This window comes from Pseudochelatococcus sp. B33 (genome assembly GCF_053570585.1).
In genome coordinates, this window is the sequence record NZ_JBSEFH010000014.1 from 105,947 (window position 1) to 128,239 (window position 22,293).

The window sequence follows — 22,293 nt, forward strand, 5'->3', positions numbered from 1 at the left end:
CAGCCACGGCCTTCACTCCGCCGCGGGCAGGATCCGGCGCGAGAGCTCAGCCTGCGCGGCGTATTCCTCCTGCCATGCCGATGGCCCGTTGGACGGCGAGACCTGCACCGCCGTCACCTTGTATTCCGGACAGTTGGTGGCCCAATCGGAATAGTCGGTGGTCACGACGTTCGCCTGCGTGTCGGGGTGGTGGAAGGTCGTGTAGACCACGCCGGGCGACACCCTGTCGGTGATCTCGGCCCGCAGCGTGGTTTCGCCGGCGCGTGAGGCCAGCCGCACCCAGTCGCCGTGGCGCACGCCCCGCACCTCGGCGTCGTGGGGGTGGATCTCCAGCACATCCTCGTCGTGCCAGGTCACGTTCGCGGTGCGCCGGGTCTGGGCGCCGACGTTGTATTGCGACAGGATCCGCCCCGTGGTCAGCAGCAGCGGGAAACGGGGCCCGGTCCTTTCGTCCGTCGCCACGTATTCGGTGCGGATGAACTTGCCCCGCCCACGCACGAACCCGTCGACGTGCATCATCGGCGTGCCTTCCGGGGCGTTCTCGTTGCAGGGCCATTGCACCGAGCCGAGCACCTCCAGCCGCTCGTAGCTCACGCCGGCGAACGAGGGCGTGGTCATGGCGACTTCAGCCATGATCTCGCTGGGATGGGCATAGCGCCAGTCCGCGCCCATCGCATTGGCGAACATCTGGGTGACTTCCCAGTCCGCATAGCCCTGTTTCGGCGCCATGACCCTGCGCACGCGGTTGATGCGCCGTTCCGCATTGGTGAAGGTGCCGTCCTTTTCCAGGAAGGACGAACCCGGGAAGAACACATGCGCGTAGTTCGCGGTCTCGTTCAGGAAGAGGTCATGGACGATGACGCATTCCATCGCCGCAAGGCCGGCCGCGACGTGTCTGGTGTCGGGGTCGGATTGCAGGATGTCCTCGCCCTGGCAGTAGAGGCCCTTGAATACCCCGTCGACGGCAGCATCAAGCATGTTGGGGATGCGCAGCCCCGGCTCCGGGTCGATCTCGACGCCCCAGGCCTTTTCGAAGATCGCGCGCACCTCGGGCAGCTTCACATGGCGATAGCCCGGCAGCTCGTGCGGGAAGGATCCCATGTCGCAGGAGCCCTGCACGTTGTTCTGCCCGCGCAGCGGGTTCACGCCGACGCCGGGGCGGCCGATGTTGCCGGTCATCATCGCAAGGTTCGCGATGCCGATGACGGTGGTCGAGCCTTGCGAATGTTCGGTGACGCCGAGGCCATAATAGATCGCGGCATTCCCTCCGGTGGCGTAGAGACGCGCAGCGCCACGCACTGCCTGCGCCGGAACGCCGGTCAGCGTCTCGACCGCCTCGGGGGAATGACGCGGGTCCGAGACGAATTCGGCGTAATCCGCGAACTCGTCCCAATCGCAGCGGGTGCGGATGAAGTCCTCGTCGTAGAGCTTTTCGGTGACGATCACATGCGCCATCGCCGTGACGACGGCGACGTTCGTGCCGGGCCGCAGCGCCAGATGGTGCTCGGCCTTGTAGTGCGGCCCCTCGACCATCTCCGTCCGGCGTGGGTCGATGACGATGAGCCTCGCACCCTGGCGCAGGCGCTTCTTCAGCCGCGAGGCGAAGACCGGATGCGCCGCATGCGGGTTCGCGCCGATCACCAGCACCACGTCGCAATGCTCGACCGAATCGAAATCCTGCGTGCCGGCCGAGGTGCCATAGGTCTGGCCAAGGCCGTAGCCGGTGGGCGAATGGCAGACGCGGGCGCAGGTGTCGGTGTTGTTGTTGCGGAAGACCGCACGGGCGAGCTTCTGAACGAGGAAGGTTTCCTCGTTCGTGCAGCGCGAGGAGGTGATCACGCCGATCGACTGCCGCCCGTACTTGGCCTGGATGCCCTTCATCCTGTTCGCGGCGAAGGTCATCGCCTCTTCCCAGGATACTTCCCGCCACGGGTCCGAGATGGTCTCGCGGATCATGGGATTCAGGATCCGGTCCCTGTGGGTGGCGTAGCCATAGGCGAAGCGACCCTTCACGCAGGAATGGCCCCGGTTGGCCTTGCCGTGCTTGTAGGGCACCATGCGCACCAGCTCGTCACCCCGCATCTCGGCCTTGAACTGGCAGCCCACCCCGCAATAGGCACAGGTGGTGATGATGGAATGCTCCGGAGTGCCGGTCTCGATCACCGACTTCTCCGTCAGGGTGGCGGTGGGGCAGGCCTGGACGCAGGCCCCGCACGAGATGCAATCCGAGGACAGGAAACTGTCCCCCACGCCGCCGGCATGGACCCGGCTGTCCCATCCGCGCCCGGCGATGGTCAGCGCGAAGGTGCCCTGCACCTCCTCGCAAGCCCGCACACAGCGGTTGCAGACGATGCATTTGGCCGGATCGTAGGTGAAATAGGGGTTCGACTCGTCTTTCGGCAGGAACTGCGGATTGGCCTCGCCGCTGGTGTCGCGCGCGCGGAAATGGGTCGCCATCGCGCCGTTTTCGGGCGCTTCGAAGCGCACCTCGCGCAGCCCCACGGCGCCGGCCATGTCCTGCAACTCGCAATCGCCGTTCGCGGCGCAGGTCAGGCAGTCGAGCGGATGATCGGAGATGTAGAGCTCCATCACCCCCCTGCGGAGCTGCTTGAGCTTGCCGGTCTGTGTCCTGACCTTGATCCCCGGCGCCACCGGCGTGGTGCAGGAGGCCGGCGTGCCGTTGCGGCCCTCGATCTCGACCAGGCACAGTCGGCACGACCCGAAGGCCTCGAGGCTGTCGGTGGCGCAGAGCTTCGGCACGCCGATCCCGATTTCGGCCGCCGCGCGCATGATCGAGGTGCCCTCGGGCACCGTGACCGCGAAGCCGTCGATCTCCAGCGTCACCATGGTCTTCGACCGGCTGGCGGGCGTGCCCATGTCCCGGTCGTTCATGTCCCGGTCGTCCACGGAGGGAATAGCGAAATCCGTCATGCTGCGGCCTCCTTCTGGGTCGCGATGAAGTCATCCGGAAAATGGGTCAATGCCGACATGACCGGGTAGGGCGTGAACCCTCCGAGCGCACAGAGCGAGCCCGACCTCATCGTCTCGCACAGGTCTCTCAGCAGCGGCACGGCCGAGGCGTCGCCCCGCCCGATGCGGTCCAGGGTCTCGACCCCGCGCACCGCGCCGATCCGGCAGGGGGTGCACTTGCCGCAGGACTCGATGGCGCAGAATTCCATGGCGAAGCGCGCCATGCGCAGCATGTCGGCGGTGTCGTCCACGACGGTGAGGCCGGCATGGCCGATCAGGCCGCCCTTCGCGGCGAATTCCTCGTAACCGAAGGGCGTGTCGAACAGCGCGGGCGGAAACCATGCGCCGAGCGGCCCGCCCACCTGCACCGCCTTGACCGGCCGGCCGGAGGCGGTGCCGCCGCCGATATCCTCCACGATCTCGCCCAGCGTCAGGCCGAAGGCGGTCTCGAAGAGGCCGCCGTATCGGACGTTCCCGGCGATCTGCAACGCCATCGTGCCGTGCGAGCGGCCGATCCCGAAGTTGCGGTAGAAGGCCGCGCCGCGGTCCATGATCACCGGGACCGAGGCCAGTGAGATCACGTTGTTGACCACCGTGGGCCGGCCCATGAAACCCTGCAAGGCGGGCAGCGGGGGCTTGGCCCGCACGACGCCGCGCCTGCCCTCGAGACTGTTCAGGAGCGACGTTTCCTCGCCGCAGACATAGGCGCCGGCGCCGACCCGCACCTCCATGTCGAAGGCGCGTCCGGAGCCGAGGACCGACGGGCCGAGCACCCCCGCCGCGCGCGCGATCGCGATGGCCTTGCGCATCTGTGAAACCGCATCGGGATATTCCGAGCGGGTATAGACGAACCCATGCGTCGCGCCGACAGCGAGGCCGGCGATCGCCATGCCCTCGATCAGCGTGAAGGGATCGCCCTCCATCAGCATCCGGTCGGCGAAGGTCGCGCTGTCACCCTCGTCGGCGTTGCAGACGACATACTTGCGCTCGCCGGGTGCGTCGTGGACGGTTTTCCACTTGATGCCGGTGGGAAAGCCCGCGCCGCCGCGCCCCCTGAGGCCCGAGTCGGTGACCTCGGCCACGATCTCGGCCCCTCGCATGGTCAACGCGCGCTTCAGGCCGTTCAGGCCGTGGTGCAGTTCGTATTCCTCGAGGCTCAGGGGATCGATGACCCCGCAGCGGGCGAAGGTGAGCCGGGTCTGGCGCACCATCCACGGCAGTTCCGCAGTCAGGCCCAGCGCCTTCGGGTGATGCGCCGGATCGTCGAGGAGCGCGGGCACGTCGGCGGGCGTCATCGGACCGTAGGCCATCCGGCCGAGATCCGTCACCACCTCGACCAGCGGCTCCAGCCAGACCATGCCGCGCGAGCCGTTGCGCACGACAGTCACATCGAGGCCGCGCGCCGCGGCCTCGGCCCGGATCGCCTCGGCCACGCCATCAGAGCCGAGCGCGCGGGCGGCGGCATCGAGAGGCACGTAGATCCTCATCTCACCACCTCCTCGATCAGGGCATCAAGCCTCGTCTCGTCCATCCGCGCCACCAGCCGCCCGTCGATCATCGCCGCCGGGCCGCAGGCGCAAAGGCCGAGGCAGAAGACCGGTTCCAGGGTCACGCGCCCGTCGTCGGTGGTCTCATGCCAATCAATGCCGAGGTGCGCGCGGGCGTGATCGGCAAGCCGGTCCGCCCCCATCGCCTGACAGGCTTCCGCCCGGCAGAGCTTCACCACGTGCTGGCCGGCCGCCGCATCGCGGAAATCGTGGTAGAAGGTCAGAACGCCATGGATCTCGGCCCGCGAGATGGACAGGGCCTCCGAGAGGACCGGCACGACCTCGGCCGGGACGAAGCCGAAACGATCCTGCACGTCGTGCAGGATCGGCAGGAGCGCTCCCTCACTCTCCCGGTGCCGCGCAAGGATCTCCGAAAGAATGGCGGCCCTCTCCGGGTCCGGCCCTCGGTCCATGTCCATGCGAAACGTCACTCCCCTTTTATGAATTATAGCAATTATAGATAGTCGCATATCGCCGGCCGATCAAATCGATGTTTCCGTTGAAACGATCGATGCCGCTTATCGATATGAAACGCCGACGGCCTCATCGACGAGGCGCCCCGGCGCCCCTGCCCTACGTCCCGCGTGCCGCGGCACGGCCCGTGCGCCGCAGGAGCAGCCGCTCGCCGGCGAGCAGCGCATCGTAGATCAGCACCGCCAGCACGCCGACGATGACGCCGCCCTGAATCACGAAAGCCATGTTGTTCGAGATGAGGCCGGCGATGATCACCTCGCCGAGCGTCTTCGCCGCCACCGTCGAGCCGATGGTCGCGGTGGCGAGGCCGATCGTCACCGACAGCCGGATCCCGGCGAGGATCAGCGGCAGGGCGAGCGGCAGCTCGACCTTGACGAGCCGCTGGCGCTCCGTCATGCCCACGCCCCGCGCCGCATCGATCACCGGCGGCGGCAGGGTGGTGAAGGCCGTCAGCGCGTTTTCGAAGATCGGCAGCAGGCCATAGAGGAAGAGCGCGATGAAGGTGGGTAGGGTGCCGAAACCCACCACCGGCACGGCCAGCGCCAGGACCGCCACCGGCGGGAACGTCTGGCCGATGTTGACGATGCTGCGCGACAGCGGCAGGAACTCCGCCCCGATCGGCCGGGTCACGAGTACCGCGAGCGTCACCGCGACCACGGCCGCGGCTGCGGTGGCGGCCGCCACCACCTGCAGATGCAGCAGCGTCAGGATCAGCAGGCTGCCCTGATTGTAGATCGCCGGCGCGTTGTTCTGCGCGAACGGCCGCAGCAGCGGCTCGAACCACCCGGGCCGGAGCAGGAACGCCGCCAGCAGCGCCAGTGCCCCCAGCCGCAGGACGAGAGACCAGGGGACCTTGGAGGGGACCGTACGGGCAAGCTTCATGCCGGACGCGCCGCCTGCGCCACCAGCCGCTCGAACGTGACCCGGCCGAGAAGGGTGCCGTCCGCGGCCACCACCGGCAGCGCCCGGTGGCCGGACCAGAGCAGGACCGCCAGTGCATCGCGCTGCGAGGCATGGGCGGGCAGCGCCTCGCCATCGGCGGGGCCGGGCTCCACGAGCGCACCGATCTTGCCGAGCGACAGCAGCCGGAAGGGCCGCTCGGCGGCGCCGATCAGCGTTTCGACGAAGGCCGAGGCGGGGCGCGCCAGGATCTCGGCCGGCGTCGCGTATTGCACCAGCCGGCCCGCATCCATCACCGCGATGCGGTCGCCGAGGTAGATGGCCTCCTCCATGTCGTGGGTGACGAGCACGATGGTGGTGCCGAAGCGCTTCTGGATGGCGAGCAGATCCTCCTGCGCCTTGGCGCGGATGACGGGATCGAGCGCACCGAAGGGCTCGTCCATCAGCAGGATGTTCGGCTCCGCCGCCAGCGCGCGCGCCACCCCCACCCGCTGCTGCTGGCCGCCGGACAGCTCGTGCGGAAAGCGCGGACCGAAAATCTCCGGATCGAGCTGGAAAAGCGCCAGCAGCTCCTCGACCCGCGCCTTGGTGCGGGCGCTGTCCCAGCCGAGCAGCGACGGCACGGCGGCGACGTTCTGGGCCACGGTGCGGTGGGGGAAGAGGCCGTGCCCCTGGATCACATAGCCGATCCGGCGCCGCAGCTCGTGCGCCGGCAGCGCGTGGTTGTCCTCCCCGTCGATGCGCACGACGCCCGACGTGGGCTCGACCAGCCGGTTGATGGTGCGCATCAGCGTGGTCTTGCCGGATCCGGACGTGCCGACGATCACCGCGACCGTCCGCGGCTCGATCACCAGCGATACGTCCCGCACCACCGTTGCGTCGCCGTATTGTTTGGTGACGTTCTCGATCTCGATCATGCGGGTCTCCCCGTACCGCGCCGTTCGGAAACAGTGTCGATGACGGCGTCCAGAAGGATGGCAGCCACCAGCGCCAGCGCCACCGTCGGCACGGCCCCGAGCAGGACGAGGTCCATCGCCGTCTGGCCGAGGCCCTGGAAGACGAAGACGCCGAAACCGCCGCCGCCGATCAGCGCGGCGATGGTGGCAAGGCCGATGTTCTGCACCAGCACGATGCGGATACCGGTCAGGATCACCGGCAGCGCCAGCGGGAACTCCACCGAGAGCAGCCGCTGCCGGTCGGTCATCCCCACCCCGCGCGCGGCATCGTTCACGGCCGGGGCAACGCCGCCGAGCCCGGCGACGGTGTTCGCCACCACGGGCAGCAGCGAATAGAGGAAGATCGCCACGAACGCGGGCGCCGCGCCGATGCCGCGGATACCGATCATCGATGCGCCGGGCACGTTCTGGGCGATCCAGCCGAGCGGCACCATGAGGACGCCGAAGAGCGCCATCGACGGAATGGTCTGGACGATGTTGAGCCCGTTGAGCACCGCGGCGCGCAGCCTCGGCACCCTGTGGCAGAGGACGCCGACCGGCATGCCGATGACCGTCGCGGCGGCGAGAGACCCGAGCGCCAGCGCCAGGTGCCGCCCGGCCTCCGTCCAGAACATGTCGGCGCGGGTGGCGTATTCCCTGAGGATCGACAGGTTGCTCCACATCCCGGAATACAGCAGCGCGGCGACGACTGCCGCGATACCGGCGAGGGCGGCGATCCGGGCGGCCGGTCCGGGATCGAGACGCGCGAGCGCATCCGTTGTCAGCAGCGAGAAGGCGAAGATCAGCACCCAGAAGCCGGGTCCGGCAGCCACGCGCGCATAGGTATTGTCCGCAGGCGTCAGATTGGTGGCGGCGAGGCCGATGGCAAGCGCAAGGGCAAGAAGCGCAACGAGGCTGCCGGCAAGGCGCGCCAGCGGAGCCGCGCGGAAGAACGCGACCAGCGCCGCGCCGGCGAGCACGAGCAGCAGCAACCCGCCCGCCCAGGCCGGCAGCGCCGCCAGAACCGTCTTCGGCTCACCCGCCACGATACGATTGGCACGGAAGATCGCGAAGGGCAGCAGCACGCCCGCCACCGCCAGACCGGCGATGACGACCCCGAGCTTGTCGACCGCGAGACGCCGGCGGTTGCCGTCGGCGGAAGCAGCTTCCGGCGCGGTCGCCGTCATGATCAGGGCAGCAGGTCGTTGGTCTTCAGGAAGTCCGCCGCCACGGTGGGCGCCGGCTCGCCGCCCAACTGTACCCGGCCGTTGAGCTCCTGAAGGGTCGCAAGATCGAGCTTCTCGAACACCGGCTGCAGCAGCGCCTCGATCCGGGGATACTCCTTGAGCACCGCCTCGCGGACGATCGGCGCCGGCTGGTAGACGGGCTGCACGCCCTTGTCGTCCTCCAGCACCACGAGGCCGGACGGGGCGATCCCGCCATCGGTGCCGTAGACCATGGCCGCATTGGCGTCGTTGGTCCGGTTGGCGGCGGCGGCGATGGTCGCGGCGGTGTCGCCTCCCGAGAGCGTGATGAGCTGGTTCGGGTTGAGCGTAAAGCCGTAAGCCGCCTGAAACGCCGGCAGCGCGGAGGCGGAGTTGACGAACTCCGACGAGGCCACGAGCTTCACCTCTCCTCCCCCGGCGACATAGGCACCGAAGTCCGAAAGGGTGGCGAGGTTGTTCGCCTCGGCGAGGTCGGCGCGAACCGCGATCCCCCAGGTATTGTTCGCCGGCGACGGCGTGAGCCAGACGATCTTGTTCGCGGCGTAGTCGAGTTCCTTCGCCTGCGCATGGGCGGCAGCGGCGTCCTTCCAGGACGGATCGTCCTCCTTCTGGAAGAAGAAGGCGGCGTTGCCGGTGTATTCGGGGTAGATGTCGATCTCGCCGGCGATGATGGCATTGCGCACGACCGGTGTCGCGCCGAGCTGGATGCGGTCGGTGGTCGGGATGTCGCCGGCCTTCAGGACCTGAAGGATGATGTTCCCCAGCACGCTACCCTCGGTATCGATCTTGGACGAGACGACCACCTGCGCCTTCGCGGACGCGCCGAGAAGCGAGAGAACGAGGCCGGTCGCGAGGACGAGTTTTCGATATGACATTGCCGCTTTCCCCTTCGTCACAGGACCTCCCCCTGACCGCCGGGCCAGACGAACTCCGAGGTTTTTTATCATGTCCCATGTTCATCAATCTACTGCATAGTAGTGATATTCAGGCTCCGTCGCCCACCGTGCCGGTCACGATACATCGCGATTCGGCACGAAATCGGACGCCTCATGGGCATGAACGCGCGCATCGCGGATAAGTTCATCGAAACGGGCCTGCGATGTCCCCCGTTCCCTTTCAGGCGTCTCGGGAGCCATCGTCGCCCCGCCCTGCCCCGGCCTCGCGGATGACCTCGCCGAACAGTCTCGCCTGTTCCGTGGCCGCCCTGTCGGCATCGTCCACAACGGCGGAGAACTGCAGGAAGCTGTGGGCGAGCGACGGATAATTGGTGTACCTGACGGGCGCGCCTTCCGCCTCCAGCCGTTCGGCGAACGCGCGGCCGGAATCGCGCAGGATGTCGAAACCCGCGGTGGAGATGACCGCCGGCGGCAGGCCCTTGAGGCTTCGTGCGCGCAGCGGGTCCATCAGGTCGTCCACCCGGCCGTCCAGCCTGGAATGGCCCGCAAACACGCGGGGCAGGATGAAATCGATGAAGGTGCCGTCGAGCCCGTAGCCGCGCCCGAACAACGTGAAGGACCTGTCCTCGACCGGCAGGCCGGTTCCGGGATAGAAGAGCAGCATGGCGCCGGGACCGGGCCTGCCGGCGATCACCTGCCGCTGGGCGATATTGATGGCGATGTGCCCGCCGGCGCTGTCGCCGCCGACACCGACGAGGGCCGGGTCGCCCCCGAGGGACTGGGCGTTGGCCCTGGCCCAGAGGAACGCGTCCTCCCCGTCATCGCTTGCGGCGGGATAGGGATGTTCGGGCGCAAGCCGATACCCGACGGACACGACGATGACCCTCGCCGCGTTGGCGATGTGACGGCAGACCCGATCCGTGGCCGCAATGCTGGAGAAGATCCATCCTCCGCCGTGATGATAGACGAGTACCGGCAGCGGACCGCCCGCCTCCACCTGCGGATGATAGATGCGGACCGGGACCGGGCCGCCGCGACCGGCGATCTCGCGATCCACGACGCTGCGCATCGGCGCGGTCATCCTGGTATAGAGCAGCCACGTGCGATCGATCTTGTTGCGCACCCAGGCGCGGCCGAGCGAGGTGGCGTAGATCGCCGGCATGGCGCACGCGGCCCACCCGGCTGCGGGACGGGTTCTCTCCATCATGTACTGGAGCTTGGGATTGAGCGCCTGCCCCTCCACGATGTCCGGCGGGCCCTGAAGCCTCGCGGCGAACCAGGATTCGGGTCTTGAATAGAAGGCGAACTGTTCGGCTTCCCTGCGCGTCGGCTGGAACGGCTCGGCCGGAATGATGTCGTATCGGAACCAGAAGAGCGCCGCCGTGACGCCGAGGACCGCCAGCCCCGAAACGAACGGCAGCATTGCCCAGGCGATTGCCGGAAGCAGGCGGACAATGTCATCGATCGAACTCATGGGCTGCGGAAACTCATGGGCTGCGCTCTCCGGTCAAGGAGCCCGGTGCGAGCGGGCGCGGACCTCCGATCGATTCGAAGCCTATCTTCAATGGCATTCACGCGCCATCGACGATCACTTCCGGCGTGACGGCCGCTACGGTTCGGTATGGTCCCCCTCGCTCTCCCGCCACGCATGCCGCGCGAAGGCGATGAACATGCCGGCGGCCAGCGCGGCCATGGCAAACCATGTCAGCGCATAGGCCAGGTGGCTGTTGGGGAACGACAGGCGCGTCAGCCCGCCGCGCGGATAGCCGCCCGGATCGGGGCCGGCGTCGGCATCGAGGAAATAGGGCGCGACGGAGCCGAGGCCGCGCGCCTCGGCGATCGCCGCGACATCGCGCGAATACCAGCGGTCGCCGGCGGGATCGTTCGTGCGCAGGAACGCCCCGCCCGGCTCGCTCATGCGGATGAGACCCGTGACCGTGACCGGCCCGTCCACTCGGGCCTCCAGCCGGGTTTCGGGTGCGCGACGGTCGGACGGCACGAAGCCCCGGTTGATCAGCGTCACCGCGCCGTGCCCGTCCTCGAGCGGCGTCAGCACCCAGAAGCCGGCACCAAGCTCCGTGACCGCCTGCACCAGCGTCTCCCGGTCATGCAGGAACGTGCCGCTAAGCCGCACGCGCCGGTACTCGTCGCCCTCGCGCGTGACGGCAGGCCATCCGGCCCGGCCGGGCGCCGGAACCGGTTCCGCATGGACGCGCGCCTCGATGCGGGCGATGAGGTCCGTCTTCCACGACAGGCGCTGCACCTGCCAGACGCCGAGCGCCACGAGGCCGCAGATGACCGCGAGCACGCCGATGCCGGCGACGATCAGCGACCGGGGCGGAAACGATCTCATAAACGATCTCACGGCCTCAGGGGAGCGCGCGGGCATCCTCGTGGGTCATGGGCATCATATGGTCGTGCAGGTGGTTCATCACCCAGATCGAGCCGATCACGGCGATGACAATGATGATGACCGTGAAGACGAAGGCCATCAGCGTCCATCCGCCTTCCGAGCGGCCGCTCATGTGCAGGAAGTAGATCATCTGCACCACGATCTGCGCCACGCCGAGCCCCAGCACGGCAACGGCGGTGAGCGCGGTGCTGCCGAGCGCGCCGCTCATCACCAGCCAGAACGGGATGACGGTCAGGATCGCCGACAGCACGAAGCCGGTGACGTAGCCGCCGACGGTGCCGTGCGCCTCGCCGGATTCGTGCCTGTGACCGGCGACCTCTTGCGAATGGACGCTCATCACAGCACCCCGATCAGGTAGACGAAGGAAAACACGACGATCCAGACGAGGTCGAGGAAGTGCCAGAACATCGACAGGCACATGACCCGGCGCTGGTTGGCCTCGCCGATGCCGCGCCGGCCGATCTGCACCAGCAGCACGCCGAGCCAGATCACGCCGAAGGCCACATGCAGCGCATGGGTGCCCACCAGCGTGAAGAACGAGGACAGGAAGGCGCTGACCTGCGGCGTCGCGCCGATATGGATCAGGTGAAGGAATTCGTAGATCGTGATCCCGAGGAACGCGAGGCCGAACACGCCGGTGATCGCGAGCCAGCCGAGCGTCCCCCGCTTGTCGCCCTCCTGCATGGCGATGACGGCGAAGCCGTAGGTGATCGACGAGATCAGCAGCATGCTGGTCGACACCAGAACGAGGTTGAGATCGAAGAGATCGACCGGCGCCGGACCGCCCGCGTAATTGCCGCCGACCACGGCGTGGACGGCGAAGAGCGACGCGAAAATCAGGCAGTCGCTCATCAGGTAGATCCAGAAACCGAGCATGGTCCCGGTCTCAACGTGGCCGTGGTGCCCGTCCTTGTCCTCCGTCAGGAAGAAAACAGGCGCGCCCTCCGTGAGGGCCGGGCTGACGTGTTTGGTCATGATGCCACCTTCCCTGCGAGCTGCCGCGTGCGCGCGGCTTCCGTCGCGGCGATATCCGCCGCCGGGATGTAGTAGTCCCGGTCATAGTTGAACGTGTGCGCGATGGCAGCGGCGATGATCGCCGCGAACGACACCGCGGACAGCCACCAGATGTGCCAGATCAGGGCGAAGCCGAGCACCACCGAGAGCCCGGCGAGGATCACGCCCGTGCCGGTGTTGTGCGGCATGTGGACCGGACGGAAGCCCGTGAGCGGACGCGCATAGCCGCGGCTCTTCATGTCCCACCAGGCGTCGAGGTCGTGCACCACGGGCGTGAAGGCGAAGTTGTAGGCGGGCGGCGGCGAGGACACCGCCCATTCCAGCGTGCGCCCGTTCCACGGATCGCCGGTGGTGTCGGCGTAGGCCTGCCGGCGCAGGTAGCCCACCGCGAACTGCGCCACGAAGGCCAGCGTGCCGACGAGGATGAGGAACGCGCCCACGGCGGCGGTGACGAAGAGGATGTTCAGCGACGCGTCCTCGAACTGGCTGATGCGCCGCGTCACGCCCATCAGGCCGAGGATGTAGACCGGCATGAACGCCACCCAGAAGCCGATCTGCCAGCACCAGAACGACACCTTGCCCCAGAACGGATCGGCCTTGAAGCCGAACGCCTTCGGGAACCAGTAGACGATGCCGGCGAACAGCCCGAACACCACGCCGCCGATGATGGTGTTGTGGAAATGCGCCACCAGGAACAGGCTGTTGTGCAGCACGAAGTCGGCCGGGGGCACGGCGAGCAGCACGCCGGTCATGCCGCCGATGACGAAGGTCAGCATGAAGCCCACCGTCCACATCATCGGCACCTCGAAACGGATGCGCCCCCTGTACATGGTGAACAGCCAGTTGAAGATCTTCGCGCCCGTCGGGATCGAGATGATCATCGTGGTGATGCCGAAGAACGTATTGACGGTCGCGCCCGATCCCATGGTGAAGAAGTGGTGCAGCCACACGAGATAGGACAGGATCATGATGGCGGCCGTCGCGTAGACCATCGACGTGTAGCCGAACAGCCGCTTGCCGCAGAAGGTCGCGACCACCTCCGAGAAGATGCCGAAGGCCGGCAGCACGAGGATGTAGACCTCCGGATGCCCCCAGATCCAGATGAGGTTGACGTACATCATCGGGTTGCCGCCGCCGTCGTTGGTGAAGAAGTGTGTGCCCGCGTAGCGGTCGAGCGTCAGCAGGGCGAGCACGGCGGTGAGGATCGGGAAGGTGGCGACGATCAGAATGTTGGTGCACAGGCTCGTCCAGGTGAACACCGGCATGCGCATGTAGGTCATGCCGGGGCAGCGCATCTTGACGATGGTGACGATGAGGTTGATGCCAGACAACGTCGTGCCGACGCCCGCGATCTGGAGTGACCACAGATAGTAGTCGACCCCGACCCAGGGGCTCGCCTCGATGCCCGACAGCGGCGGATAGGCGAGCCAGCCGGTCTGCGCGAACTCGCCCACGAACAGCGACGCCATCACCAGCACCGCGCCGCCTGCGGTCATCCAGAAACTGAAATTGTTGAGGAACGGAAAGGCCACGTCGCGCGCGCCGATCTGCAGCGGCATGACGTAGTTCATCAGCCCAGTCACCAGCGGCATGGCGACGAAGAAGATCATGATGACGCCGTGCGCGGTGAAGATCTGGTCGTAGTGGTGGGCGTTGAGATACCCCTCCCCGCCGCCCGACGCCATGGCCTGATGCAGGCGCATCATGAGCGCGTCCGCAAGGCCGCGCAGGAACATCACCAGCGCCAGGACGATGTACATGATGCCGATCTTCTTGTGATCGACGCTCGTGAACCACTCGCGCCAGAGATAGCCCCACAGCCGGTATCGGGTGATGGCGGCGACCGCCGCCCCGCCGATCAGCGCCACCACCACGAAGGTCCAGACGATGATCGGCTCGTGGAGCGGGATGGCATCGAGGGTGAGACGCCCGAACACCAGTTGCTGGAGATTGCTGTCGCGTTCCATCGCTGCTTACTCGCTGAAGATCCTGACGCCGGAGGCGGTGCCGTCGGCCGTCGACAGACGGGCCAGCGTCGCCTGCGCGGTGCCCGACGGGTTCCCGGGCAGGCAGAGGCTCTCGGCCAGCGCCTTCTCCAGCCGCGCCTCGGCGAGCGCCGCCGGATTGCCGATGCGCCCCAGCCCGCTGATGCGGTTGGCGTCGTCGTGCATGATGTCCCTCACGCAGGCCTTGCCTTCGGGCACGCACCTGTTGACGATGCGGTCGAAGAGACCGGGATCGACCGAGCCGAAATAGCGCACCGGATCGGCCTCGCTCGGGCGCTCGACCTCCAGATAGACGGCGCGGGTGAGCGCATCCCCGGAAGCGCGCGCCTTCGTCACCCAGGCGTCGAACGCATCCTCCGGCAGGCCGTGGAACTTGAAGCGCATGGTGGAGAAGCCGTGGCCGGTGTAGTTGGCGGAGAAGCCCTCGTAGACGCCTTCCTCGTTGACCACGGCATGCAGCTTCGTCTGCATCCCGGCCATCGCATAGATCTGCCCCGCGAGCGCCGGCACGAAGAACGAGTTCATCAGGTTGGATGACGTGATGGTGAAGGCGATCGGCCGGTCGAGCGGGGCGGCGAGTTCGTTGATCGTGGCGATGCCGTACTGCGGATAGATGAACAACCATTTCCAGTCGAGCGACACGACCTCGACCCGCAACGGCTCCACGTCTTCCGCCACCGGCCGGCCGGCACCGATGCGGTCGAGCGGCCGGTAGGGATCGAGCCGGTGGGTGGCGATCCACGTCACCGTGCCGAGCACCAGGATGATGGCGATCGGCGCTCCCCAGATGGCGACCTCGAGCTTCGTCGAATGGTGGAAATCCGGATCGTAGGCGGCCGCGCGGTTCGACTGCCGGTACTTCCACGCGAAAAGCACCGTGAGGGCCATGACCGGCAGGATGATGATGAGCATCAGCCCCGTCGCGACGAGGATCAGGTCCTTCTGCTGTGTGGCGATATCGCCCGCCGGCGCCATGACGACCCACTGGCAGCCGGCGAGTAACGGCGACATCGCCAGCAAGAGCAGAAGAGGTAGTGCTTTGACCCTGGGCATGAACACGATCCATGTTTACGCGGATTCGGCGCGCGCAAATCCGGGCCAAATCGCGTCCTCAGCATGTAACCGGACTCCATACACAGCTATAATTCATGCATCAACGGTCATTACCGGGGGTGCGACAACATGTGCAGCCAATCTATAATATTTAAAGTTTCATTTGATACTATAAGACTGATAAAATTTACAGCCAAGACTCGGGGAATTTTCGCTTCGCGCCGGCTTGACCGCTCAGATCACCCGGATGTCGCACGCCTGTTCTTCCAAGGTGTCCACTGCCCACAGCCGGCGGCAGCGGCCGCCCTCCACCACGGGGATACGGTCGGCATCGGCGACGGCCGCCAGCCGTTGGGCGATGATGAGCGTGGTGCAGGGTGTCGCGCCGGCCCGGGCCGGTCTGTCATGCCGCCAACGCGGCCTCGACCGGGTCCCGCCCGAAGGCGATCCGCCGGTCGCTCATCTTGCGGATGAGTTCCACGTCGTGGCTCACGATCAGCACGGCGCAGTTGCGCTCGCGCGCCACCTCGGTGAGAAGCGCTGCGGTCTCCTGCTGGGTGATGAGGTCGAGCCGGGATGTGGGCTCGTCCGCGAACAGGAAGACCGGGTCGAGCAGCAGCACCCGCAGCAGGGCAAGGCGCTGCAGCTCCCCGCCGGACACCTGCGCCGGCAGCCTGTCGAGCAGGTCCGGCGACAGGCGCAGGCGCTCGCACAGCGGCGCGATCCGCCCGGCATCGAGAGCGTGCAGCCTCACGAGGTCGTTCAGCGCACGGCGGAGCGAAACCCTTTGCGGGAACGCCGCGGGCGGATCCTGATAGAGCTTCTGGAAACGCACGCGCGCAACGCCATCGGCGCGCGTGACCGTGCCGGCATCCGGCTCCACGAGGCCCAGCAGGATATCGCCGAACGTGCTCTTGCCACAGCCGCTCGGGCCAGTGATGCCGACGATCTCGCCGGGAAGAACCGTCAGATCCCGATTCTCGAACAGCAACTGCCCGCCACGCGTCTTGCCGAGACCGGTCGCCGTCAGCACCGGCTTCGCCCCCGCCGGGCGTTGCGTCGCTCCGTGCCGTTCCGGCCAGGCCGCGGGATCGGCGGCAATCAGGCGCTTCGTATAGTCGTGACGCGGGGCCCCCAGCACGTCCGCGGCCGGCCCCTGCTCGACGATCCGGCCCTCGAGCACGACGGCGACATCGCCGCCCATGCGTCGCGCCAACTCCAGATCGTGGGTGATGGTGAGCAGCCCGCCGCCGTCCTCGATTTCCTTCAGCAGCAGCGCGATGATCTCGTCGCGGCGGAAGATGTCGAGGCCCTTGGTCGGCTCGTCGGCGATCACGACGCGCGCGCCGCCCGCCCGCGCCGCGGCAAACGCCACCCGCTGGGCCATGCCGCCGGAGAGTTCGAACGGCAGCTTATCGCCGGCCCGGTCGAGGCCGAGGGCGGCAAGGTCCGCCTGCGCACGGGCGCGCGACTGCGCCGCGGGCAAGCCGCGCACGAAGCGGTAGCCCTCTCCCACCTGCTCACGCGCGCGCATGGTCGGATCGAGCGCGAGCCACGGCTCCTGCGGCAGCACGCCGAGCGTGCGCCCCCACAGGGCACGATGGCCCTGCCCGTCTTTCAGGTCGAGCCGCCGGTCGCCGATCGTCACCCGCCCCTCGGCGCGCAGACCGTGCGGCAGGGTGCCCATGACGGCCTGGGCCAGAAGGCTCTTGCCCGATCCGGTTTCGCCCACGATGGTGAAGGGTCGTCCGGCCCGCAGCGTCAGCGAGGCCGGATGCACCAACAGGCGCGCCCCGAAAACGCAGACCTGCTCGGCGACGAGAAGTGCGGTCATCGGCTGTTGCTCCCCGCGATCAGGTTGAGGCTCAGGATCAGCAGGAACACCGCCGCCACCGGCTGCAGCAGCGCCTGGGGCGCTTCGTGATAATAGGGCAGCAGTTCCGTCATCATCAGCCCGAGCTCCGGTGTCGGCGGCCGCACGCCGACGCTGACGAAACTCAGTGCCGCGATGGCCGCAATGGCAGAGGCCGCGCCGAAAGCCCCCACCGTCAGCAGCAGCGGCGCGATCTCCGGCCAGATATGGCGGCGCACGATGTAGAGCGGGCCGAAGCCGAGCAGCCGTGACGCCTGCACCGCCGGGGACACGACAAGCACGCGGGTGACGGAGCGGGTCAGCCGAAAATACTCGATCCACAGCACAAGCGAGATGCCGACGTAGAGCGCCCAGGGCGCATCCGGCACGATGGCGATGAACATCAGCACGAGCAGCAGCCCCGGCAGCGCCATGAACGCATCGGCCACGAGCGAGATGACGCGGTCCGTGACCCCGCCCTTCCAGGCGGCGAGAATCCCGAGCGCGATGCCGGGAACGGCCGCCGACACGACGCTGAGCAGCGCGAGCCCCAGCGACAGGCGCAGCGCCGCCGACAGTCTCGCCAGCATGGAACGGCCGAGATGATCGTAGCCGAGAGGCTCTGCCGCGGTCGCCCCGCCCAGCGCGTGGCGCAGGCTCTGGCGGGCAGGATCGGTCTCGACGGCGAGCGGCGTCAGGAAGGCGAAGGCAACGATCGCCGCGAGAATGACGCAGCCCGTGACCCGCTGCGCGGACCACAGCCGGCACTCCGGCGCAAGCGGGAGAGAGAGATCGACAGCCATGGGATCACCGAACTCCCCGAAATCAGGCCCGCGCCGTGCGCGGATCGAGCCACCGGCAGGCGAGATCGACGCCGGTGTTCAGCACCACGAACATCAGCCCCATGACGAGCGCCGTGCCCTGGATCATCGGCACGTCGCGCGCGAAGATCGCATGCACCAGCGCATGGCCGATGCCCGGCCAGGCGAAGAGCGATTCCACCACCACCACGCCCTCGATCAGATAGACGAACTGCACGCCGAGATAGGTGACGATCGGGACCGCGACGTTGCGCAGGCCGTGGCGCGTGAAGACCTCGCGCTCCGTCAGGCCCTTGGCCCGCCCGAAGGCGTAGTAGGGCGATTGCGACACGCCGAGCATCGCATCGCGCGCCACCCGCGCCGACACCGCCGCAAGGCCGAGCGCCAGCGTCATCGCCGGCAGGACGATGTTGCGCACACTGCCGTGGCCGGCGACGGGTAACAGGCCGAACTCCCGCGCCAGCACCACGACGAGCAGCAGCCCGAGCACGAAGGCCGGCAGCGACCGCAGGCCGCTGGAGACGACGAGGAGCATACGGTCGAGCCAGCCGCCGGGCCTCAGGCCCGCCAGCACGCCGAGCGGCGGGCCGATGAGCAGCGACAGCAGTACGGCCGCGAGCGACAGCTCGATGGTGGCGCCGAGCTGGTGCACGATCTCGCCGATGACCGGCTGGCCCGAGATCAGCGACTTGCCGAGATCGAGACGCAGGATATCCCACAGCCAGGCGCCGAGCGCCGTGACCGCCGGCCGTTCGAGGCCGAGCTCCCGCCGCACGGCCTCGGCGGCGGCCGTGTCCACCATGTCGTAGCCATAGCGGCCGGCGGCGATGCGATAGGCCATGTCGCCGGGCAGCGAGCGGACCAGAATGAAGGTGAGAACGCCGACGAGCAGCGCCACGAGCGCCGCCTGCACGAGACGGGGCAGCAGAACGGCGCGGATCAAGGAGCCGCTCATGGCGTCTTGCGCACTTTCGCGAGGCCGAAGCTGCGCTCGAACGGATCAAGGCGCGCGCCCTCCACCTTTTTGGAGACGGCCGCCGTCTGCTGATACCACGCCACCGGAATGACCGGCAGCTCGGCCTGCAGGATGCTCACCGCCCTGTCGCGCAGGGCCTGCCCTTCGGCGACGTCCACTGTCCGCGACAGCGCATCGATGGCGGCGTTGAACTCGGCATTCGACCAGTTGAGCGCACCCCAGTCGCCGCCTTCCGGCGGATAGTCCTGCAGGATGGTGCCGATCGGGTCGGGCACCAGCGCGAAATTGCGCGCGACGAGCCCGAGCTCCAGCGTGCCGTCCTGATGCTTGGCCGGGATTTCACTCGAGTTGGTCGAGTTGATGGTGACGGCGACGCCGACCTCACGCAGCTGTTCCTGCAAGGCGGCGGCGATCAGCGGCAGCTCGGGCCGGTCCGGGTAGGTCGTGAGCGTCACGGTAAAGCGCGTGCCGTCGCGCTCCAGCACGCCGTCATTGCCGGGCGTCCATCCCGCCTCCGCCAGCAGCGCTTTCGCCTTGCCGACATCGTAAGTCAGAGGCTCGATATCCTTATTGTGCCAGGTGCCGACGCTCGGCGGAAACAGCTGCGTCGCGCCCGCATCGGGCAGCCGCAGGATGGCGGCGGCGATGCCCTCGCGGTCAATGGCGGCGCTGAGCGCCTGCCGGGTGGCAACGTCGCCGAGCGCCGGATGCCCGGCATTGACCTTGAGCAGGACACTGCGGGGAATGGCGATCGACAGGACATCGACCTTGCCGCCCTGCTCGAGCCGCACGCGGCTTGCGGGGTCGAGGTTCAGCACATAGTCAGCATCGCCGCTCTCCGCCAGCAGCGCGCGCGTTTCCCCGCGCCCCGCTGCCAGATAATGGGCTTGCGCGATGGCGGGCCTGTCGCCCCAGTACCCGTCGAAACGCTCGACGGAGAACTTCAGCGGCGGCTCGAAAGCGCCGAGCCTGAACGGCCCGGTGCCGATCACGGTGGTGACCGTATCATCAGCCGCGTAGGAGGCCGGGGCGAGGATCTGCGTTGTGTTTTGGGCGAGGAAGGCGAGCAGCGGCGCGAAGGGCTGCTTCAGGGTGATGACGACCACCTCACCCTCCGCCGCGATGCTGTCGATCGGCGCCTTCACCAGCAGCCCGCCGGAGCGACCGAGCGCGACATTGAGCGCATGGGCGATGCTGTCCGCCGTCAGCGGCGAGCCGTCATGGAACACGACGCCGGGACGCACGAAAAACCGCCAGATCGTGCCGTCGTCCGACACCTCCCACCGCTCGGCGAGCGCCGGCAGCGGATTGCCGTCTTCGTCCGCATCGACGAGCGTCTCGGCAACGCCAGTCTTCAGAAACAGGTCGCCCGATGTGGACGGCTCGACGCCGCTGACCTCGAAAGGCGCGACGACGTTGAACACCTCCACCCCGGAAGCCGCCCGCGCCGGACCGGAAACACCAAGTGCAATGACGAGCGCCCAGGCGGACGCGGATATAACCGAAGCGACCTTGCCAAACATCGCCTGAATCCTGATCTGAGAGATAAAAATGAAATGTTATATCATCTCAATATCGGAGCAGGCGCGTCTTGTCCAGCGGCATCGGCATCGGGCAACAGATTGACAATATTATCGGCTGCGCGGGGTCTCGCCCGTGCAGCCGATCTTCGAGGCGTACTCTCAGGGCGACCTGCGCCCGCCTCCATGCCCGGCGGTCACTCCGCTGGCTGCTGCACCGCAGATGCGGGTTCCATGGCTGCGGGAAGTGGTGCGGGCATGGGCGCGGGCTCGCCGCCCAGCGCACTGGCCAGCCTTTCCGGGTCGAGCTCGCGTTCCCACTTCGCCACCACGATGCAGGCAACGGCGTTGCCGACCAGATTCGTCAGCGCACGGCACTCGGACATGAACCGGTCGATGCCGAGAATGAGGGCCATGCCGGCGACCGGGACCGACGGAACGACCGAGAGCGTCGCCGCCAGGGTGATGAAGCCGGCGCCGGTTATGCCGGCCGCGCCCTTGGAACTGAGCATCGCGACCAGCAGCAGCAGGACCTGCTCGCCGAGCGACAGCGGAATGTCCATCGCCTGCGCGATGAAGAGCGCCGCCAGCGTCATGTAGATGTTCGTGCCGTCCAGGTTGAACGAATAGCCGGTGGGAATGACGAGACCCACGACCGAGCGCGTGCATCCCGCCCGTTCCAGCTTCTCCATCAGCGTCGGCAGGGCGGCTTCGGACGAACTGGTGCCGAGCACGAGCAGCAGTTCCTCCCGGATGTAGCGTATGAACGCGATGATGGAGAAGCCGTTGTAGCGTGCGACCGCCCCGAGGACGACCAGCACGAACAGCAAGGATGTCGCGTAGAAGGTGCCGACGAGCAGCGCCAGATTGGCGATGGACGAGATGCCGTACTTGCCGATGGTGAACGCCATGGCGCCGAAGGCGCCGATCGGCGCCGCGCGCATGAGGATCGAGACCAGCCGGAAGATCGGCAGGGTCAGCACCTGCAGGAAGTGCAGCACGGGCTCGCCCCGCTTGCCGATCATGCCCAGCGCGATGCCGAACAGCACGGAGAAGAACAGCACCTGCAGGATATCGCCGGACGCGAAGGCGCCGACGATCGTCGACGGAATGATGCCGAGCAGGAAGCCGACAAGGCTCTGTTCATGCGCCTTTTCCGCATAAGTGGCGACGGCGCCGGCATCGAGCGACGCAGGATCGATGTGCATGCCGCTGCCAGGCTGGACGAGATTCGCAACCGCGAGTCCGACGATCAACGCCAGCGTCGAGAAGGTGAGGAAGTACAGCATCGCCTTGCCGGCGACCCGCCCGACCTTCTTGAGATCGGACATGCCGGCGATGCCGGTCGTGACGGTGAGGAAGATCACCGGCGCGATAATCATCTTGACGAGCTTGATGAACGCATCGCCGAGCGGCTTCATCGCCGCGCCGATCTCGGGGGAGAAGTGGCCAAGGGCGATGCCGACGGCGATCGCCGCCAGAACCTGGACATAAAGGTGAGCGTAGAACGGGACTCTTGTCTTGCGCGCAACCGGCGCTGAAATCTGGACCGGACTCACAGCTTTCCTCCTTGATCTTATGGTGGGCAACAGCGACGGAAGGGGCGTCCTTCCGGAGTGAAGCAGGAGGCTGTCCCCTGTTTTCAGGGAGGCTTTGGCAAGTCCTGTGCCAGTAAAGTGATAAACTGTAT

18 protein-coding genes are annotated in these 22,293 nt (G+C 67.4%); all 18 read right to left on the reverse strand.

The annotated features are described in order from the left end of the window. Positions 1-12: 12 nt before the first annotated feature. The 18 genes from fdhF to ACUSIJ_RS16825 all read right to left on the reverse strand — a co-directional run bounded on the left by fdhF (position 13) and on the right by ACUSIJ_RS16825 (position 22,162). Positions 13-2,931, reverse strand: a complete 2,919-nt coding sequence (gene fdhF / locus ACUSIJ_RS16740; protein ID WP_449309555.1) for a formate dehydrogenase subunit alpha — start codon at positions 2,929-2,931, stop codon at positions 13-15. Further along, positions 2,928-4,457 carry a formate dehydrogenase beta subunit gene (locus ACUSIJ_RS16745; protein ID WP_449309556.1) on the reverse strand — a complete coding sequence of 510 codons (1,530 nt, stop codon included), beginning with the start codon at positions 4,455-4,457 and terminating at the stop codon, positions 2,928-2,930. Before ACUSIJ_RS16745 ends, fdhF begins: the two co-directional genes overlap by 4 nt. Continuing rightward, positions 4,454-4,930, reverse strand: coding sequence for a formate dehydrogenase subunit gamma (locus ACUSIJ_RS16750; protein WP_449309623.1), 477 nt, complete (start codon positions 4,928-4,930; stop codon positions 4,454-4,456). The genes ACUSIJ_RS16745 and ACUSIJ_RS16750 overlap by 4 nt, the downstream gene beginning before the upstream one ends. A gap of 160 nt (positions 4,931-5,090) precedes the next feature. Further along, entirely contained in the window at positions 5,091-5,873 is a 783-nt protein-coding gene (locus tag ACUSIJ_RS16755) for an ABC transporter permease (protein WP_449309557.1), read from the reverse strand. Further along, the gene (locus ACUSIJ_RS16760) at positions 5,870-6,808 is read right to left on the reverse strand and encodes an ABC transporter ATP-binding protein (protein WP_449309558.1); all 939 of its coding nucleotides are present in this window, start codon (positions 6,806-6,808) and stop codon (positions 5,870-5,872) included. The genes ACUSIJ_RS16755 and ACUSIJ_RS16760 overlap by 4 nt, the downstream gene beginning before the upstream one ends. Beyond that, positions 6,805-8,013, reverse strand: coding sequence for an ABC transporter permease (locus ACUSIJ_RS16765; protein WP_449309559.1), 1,209 nt, complete (start codon positions 8,011-8,013; stop codon positions 6,805-6,807). The genes ACUSIJ_RS16760 and ACUSIJ_RS16765 overlap by 4 nt, the downstream gene beginning before the upstream one ends. Before the next feature lie 2 nt (positions 8,014-8,015). Then, on the reverse strand, positions 8,016-8,927 hold the full coding sequence (gene osmF / locus ACUSIJ_RS16770; protein WP_449309560.1) for a glycine betaine ABC transporter substrate-binding protein OsmF: 912 nt from the start codon (positions 8,925-8,927) through the stop codon (positions 8,016-8,018). Between the two features lie 241 nt (positions 8,928-9,168). After that, positions 9,169-10,422: an alpha/beta hydrolase gene (locus ACUSIJ_RS16775; protein ID WP_449309561.1), complete on the reverse strand. Its 1,254-nt coding sequence runs from the start codon at positions 10,420-10,422 to the stop codon at positions 9,169-9,171. Positions 10,423-10,557: 135 nt separating this feature from the next. Beyond that, complete coding sequence (locus ACUSIJ_RS16780; RefSeq protein WP_449309562.1) at positions 10,558-11,301, reverse strand: SURF1 family protein; 744 nt, start codon at positions 11,299-11,301, stop codon at positions 10,558-10,560. 16 nt (positions 11,302-11,317) lie between these two features. Continuing rightward, positions 11,318-11,698, reverse strand: coding sequence for a cytochrome o ubiquinol oxidase subunit IV (cyoD, locus tag ACUSIJ_RS16785; protein WP_449309563.1), 381 nt, complete (start codon positions 11,696-11,698; stop codon positions 11,318-11,320). Continuing rightward, complete coding sequence (gene cyoC, locus ACUSIJ_RS16790) at positions 11,698-12,336, reverse strand: cytochrome o ubiquinol oxidase subunit III (RefSeq protein WP_449309564.1); 639 nt, start codon at positions 12,334-12,336, stop codon at positions 11,698-11,700. The genes cyoD and cyoC overlap by 1 nt, the downstream gene beginning before the upstream one ends. Continuing rightward, positions 12,333-14,342: a cytochrome o ubiquinol oxidase subunit I gene (cyoB, locus tag ACUSIJ_RS16795; protein ID WP_449309565.1), complete on the reverse strand. Its 2,010-nt coding sequence runs from the start codon at positions 14,340-14,342 to the stop codon at positions 12,333-12,335. Before cyoB ends, cyoC begins: the two co-directional genes overlap by 4 nt. A 6-nt stretch (positions 14,343-14,348) precedes the next feature. Continuing rightward, entirely contained in the window at positions 14,349-15,434 is a 1,086-nt protein-coding gene (cyoA, locus tag ACUSIJ_RS16800) for a ubiquinol oxidase subunit II (protein ID WP_449309566.1), read from the reverse strand. Positions 15,435-15,837: 403 nt separating this feature from the next. Beyond that, on the reverse strand, positions 15,838-17,268 hold the full coding sequence (locus ACUSIJ_RS16805; RefSeq protein ID WP_449309567.1) for an ABC transporter ATP-binding protein: 1,431 nt from the start codon (positions 17,266-17,268) through the stop codon (positions 15,838-15,840). After that, complete coding sequence (locus tag ACUSIJ_RS16810; RefSeq protein ID WP_449309568.1) at positions 17,265-18,089, reverse strand: ABC transporter permease; 825 nt, start codon at positions 18,087-18,089, stop codon at positions 17,265-17,267. Before ACUSIJ_RS16810 ends, ACUSIJ_RS16805 begins: the two co-directional genes overlap by 4 nt. A gap of 22 nt (positions 18,090-18,111) precedes the next feature. Further along, on the reverse strand, positions 18,112-19,062 hold the full coding sequence (locus ACUSIJ_RS16815; RefSeq protein WP_449309569.1) for an ABC transporter permease: 951 nt from the start codon (positions 19,060-19,062) through the stop codon (positions 18,112-18,114). Then, positions 19,059-20,606 (reverse strand): ABC transporter substrate-binding protein, encoded by a 1,548-nt coding sequence (locus ACUSIJ_RS16820; RefSeq protein ID WP_449309570.1) that lies wholly within the window; start codon positions 20,604-20,606, stop codon positions 19,059-19,061. Before ACUSIJ_RS16820 ends, ACUSIJ_RS16815 begins: the two co-directional genes overlap by 4 nt. 194 nt (positions 20,607-20,800) lie before the next feature. Then, positions 20,801-22,162 carry a dicarboxylate/amino acid:cation symporter gene (locus ACUSIJ_RS16825; RefSeq protein WP_449309571.1) on the reverse strand — a complete coding sequence of 454 codons (1,362 nt, stop codon included), beginning with the start codon at positions 22,160-22,162 and terminating at the stop codon, positions 20,801-20,803. Positions 22,163-22,293 lie beyond the last annotated feature (131 nt).

Bases quoted from the DNA above. Each gene is read 5' to 3' on its own strand.
- cyoD (WP_449309563.1), bottom strand. From the start codon at position 11,698: ATGAGCGTCCATTCGCAAGAGGTCGCCGGTCACAGGCACGAATCCGGC.
- ACUSIJ_RS16760 (WP_449309558.1), bottom strand. From the start codon at position 6,808: ATGATCGAGATCGAGAACGTCACCAAACAATACGGCGACGCAACGGTG.
- ACUSIJ_RS16775 (WP_449309561.1), bottom strand. From the start codon at position 10,422: ATGAGTTCGATCGATGACATTGTCCGCCTGCTTCCGGCAATCGCCTGG.
- fdhF (WP_449309555.1), bottom strand. From the start codon at position 2,931: ATGACGGATTTCGCTATTCCCTCCGTGGACGACCGGGACATGAACGAC.
- ACUSIJ_RS16755 (WP_449309557.1), bottom strand. From the start codon at position 5,873: ATGAAGCTTGCCCGTACGGTCCCCTCCAAGGTCCCCTGGTCTCTCGTC.
- ACUSIJ_RS16805 (WP_449309567.1), bottom strand. From the start codon at position 17,268: ATGACCGCACTTCTCGTCGCCGAGCAGGTCTGCGTTTTCGGGGCGCGC.
- ACUSIJ_RS16750 (WP_449309623.1), bottom strand. From the start codon at position 4,930: ATGGACCGAGGGCCGGACCCGGAGAGGGCCGCCATTCTTTCGGAGATC.
- ACUSIJ_RS16745 (WP_449309556.1), bottom strand. From the start codon at position 4,457: ATGAGGATCTACGTGCCTCTCGATGCCGCCGCCCGCGCGCTCGGCTCT.
- cyoC (WP_449309564.1), bottom strand. From the start codon at position 12,336: ATGACCAAACACGTCAGCCCGGCCCTCACGGAGGGCGCGCCTGTTTTC.
- ACUSIJ_RS16765 (WP_449309559.1), bottom strand. From the start codon at position 8,013: ATGACGGCGACCGCGCCGGAAGCTGCTTCCGCCGACGGCAACCGCCGG.
- cyoA (WP_449309566.1), bottom strand. From the start codon at position 15,434: ATGCCCAGGGTCAAAGCACTACCTCTTCTGCTCTTGCTGGCGATGTCG.
- ACUSIJ_RS16780 (WP_449309562.1), bottom strand. From the start codon at position 11,301: ATGAGATCGTTTCCGCCCCGGTCGCTGATCGTCGCCGGCATCGGCGTG.
- cyoB (WP_449309565.1), bottom strand. From the start codon at position 14,342: ATGGAACGCGACAGCAATCTCCAGCAACTGGTGTTCGGGCGTCTCACC.
- ACUSIJ_RS16820 (WP_449309570.1), bottom strand. From the start codon at position 20,606: ATGTTTGGCAAGGTCGCTTCGGTTATATCCGCGTCCGCCTGGGCGCTC.
- ACUSIJ_RS16810 (WP_449309568.1), bottom strand. From the start codon at position 18,089: ATGGCTGTCGATCTCTCTCTCCCGCTTGCGCCGGAGTGCCGGCTGTGG.
- osmF (WP_449309560.1), bottom strand. From the start codon at position 8,927: ATGTCATATCGAAAACTCGTCCTCGCGACCGGCCTCGTTCTCTCGCTT.
- ACUSIJ_RS16815 (WP_449309569.1), bottom strand. From the start codon at position 19,062: ATGAGCGGCTCCTTGATCCGCGCCGTTCTGCTGCCCCGTCTCGTGCAG.